Genomic DNA, 2,028 nt, shown 5'->3' on the forward strand with positions numbered 1-2,028 from the left:
CCTTCGAAGATGGTGTAGATGGCCGCGTCGCGGTGCATGCGCTCGACCGGGTATTCGCGGGTGAAGCCGTTGCCGCCGAGGATCTGGACGGCCTGGGCGGTGACCTTCTTGGCGGTCTCGCTGGCGAAGAGCTTCGACATGGAGCCCTCGGCGGAGGTGAAGGGCTTGCCGGTGGCGGCCATCCAGGAGGCGCGCCAGACCAGCAGCCGGGCCGCGTCGATCTGGGTGCGCATGTCGGCCAGCTGGAAGGCGACGCCCTGGTTGTCGATGATGGGCCGGCCGAACTGGGTGCGGGTCCGCGCGTAGTCGAGGGCTTCCTCGTAGGCGGCGCGGGCGGTGCCGACCGCCATGGCGCCGACGGCCGGGCGGGACGCCTCGAAGGTGGCCATCGCGGCGTTCTTGACGCGTTCGCCGCCGCTCTTCGCGCGCTCGCGGGCGCGGGCGAGGCGCTCGTCCAGCTTGTCCTTCCCCCCGAGCAGGCAGTGGCCGGGGACGCGTACGTCCTCCAGGACGACCTCGGCGGTGTGCGAGGCGCGGATGCCGTGCTTCTTGAACTTCTGGCCCTGGGAGAGGCCGGGGGCGCCCGGCGGGACGATGAAGGAGGCGTGCCCCTTGGAGCCGAGCTCGGTGTCCACCACGGCGACCACGACATGGACATTGGCGATGCCGCCGTTGGTGGCCCAGGTCTTGGTGCCGCTCAGCACCCATTCGTCCTTGGCCTCGTCGTAGACGGCGCGGGTGCGCATCGCGGCGACGTCGGAGCCCGCGTCGGGCTCGGAGGAGCAGAAGGCTGCGACCTTGACGTCGTCGGCGTCGCCGTACATCTGGGGTATCCAGGTGCCGATCTGTTCCTCGGTGCCGTTGGCGAGGACGCCGACGGCGGCGAGGCCGGTGCCGACGATGGACAGGCCGATGCCCGCGTCGCCCCAGAAGAGCTCTTCCATGGCCATGGGGATGCCGAGCCCGGTGGGGTCGAAGAACTGCTGGGCGTAGAAGTCGAGCGAGTAGATGCCGATCTTGGCCGCTTCCTGGATGACGGGCCAGGGGGTCTCCTCGCGCTCGTCCCATTCGGCCGCCGCCGGGCGCATCACGTCGGCGGCGAAGCCGTGGATCCAGTCGCGCACCTCCCTCTGGTCCTCGTTCAGCTCCATGGTGAACTCGGCCATGACCCCTCCAAGCACTTGTTACTAACGGTAACATGAGTGTGTTACTCGTCAGTAAGGGCTGTCAACCTCGTATGGCACCCCGATCCGCTGAGTGGGCCGGGTGTTACGTTGCGCATGCGTCAAGAGTCACGGGGGCGGGGAGGCACACATGGTGGAGACCAGTCAGCGCGAAGATCAGCAGCGAGCCGCGCAGGCGCGGCGCAAGGAGCTGCTGGAAGCCGCGGACCGGGTGGTGATGCGGGACGGACCGGGGGCGTCGATGAACGCCATCGCCGCCGAGGCGGGGATCACCAAACCGATCCTCTACCGGCACTTCGGCGACAAGGGCGGGCTCTACCGCGCGCTGGCCGTGCGCCACACCGATGCCCTGCTCGACGGGTTGCGCGCCGCCCTCGACGCCCCCGTCCCCCGCCGCGACCGCGTCGAGGCGACCCTGGACACGTACCTGGTGGCCATCGAGACCCGGCCGCAGGTGTACCGCTTCCTGATGCACCCCGCCGACGAGGAGCAGCCCTCGGAGCAGGGGTTCGACGTCGGCCGGCACTCCGCGCCGCTGCTGCGGCGGCTCGGCGAGGAGCTGGCCAAGGTGATCGCCGAGCGGGTCGACCTCGGTCCGGGCGGCGAGCAGCTGGCGCGGGCCTGGGGCCATGGGATCGTCGGCATGATGCACGCGGCGGGCGACTGGTGGCTGCGCGAGCGCCCGTTCCCCCGCGCCGAATTGGTACGTCACCTCGCCGACCTCCTGTGGGGGCGGCTGGCCGCGGCGGGCGACCGGCTGGACGGCCCCGGCTTCTGAGAACGGCGGGCGCCCGGGTGAACGGCGGGCGCCCGGGTGAACAGCGGGCGCTCAGGGAGCGGCGGG

Annotated in this window: 2 protein-coding genes; one reads left to right on the forward strand and one right to left on the reverse strand. The window is 71.0% G+C overall.

The window, feature by feature from the left end:
• The coding region (locus tag ACFU99_RS41815) for an acyl-CoA dehydrogenase family protein (protein ID WP_384403523.1) at positions 1 to 1,166 on the reverse strand (1,166 nt) is incomplete at its 3' end.
• A 148-nt stretch (positions 1,167 to 1,314) separates the two neighbouring features.
• On the opposite strand from ACFU99_RS41815, the gene ACFU99_RS41820 reads away from it, so the two are divergent.
• Positions 1,315 to 1,962 (forward strand): TetR family transcriptional regulator, encoded by a 648-nt coding sequence (locus tag ACFU99_RS41820; protein ID WP_384403526.1) that lies wholly within the window; start codon positions 1,315 to 1,317, stop codon positions 1,960 to 1,962.
• Positions 1,963 to 2,028 lie beyond the last annotated feature (66 nt).

It is taken from the genome of Streptomyces sp. NPDC057654, from assembly GCF_042800135.1.
Lineage (GTDB): Bacteria > Actinomycetota > Actinomycetes > Streptomycetales > Streptomycetaceae > Streptomyces.

Coding starts and splice junctions, on each gene's coding strand:
- ACFU99_RS41820 (WP_384403526.1), top strand. CDS start 1,315: ATGGTGGAGACCAGTCAGCGCGAAGATCAGCAGCGAGCCGCGCAGGCG.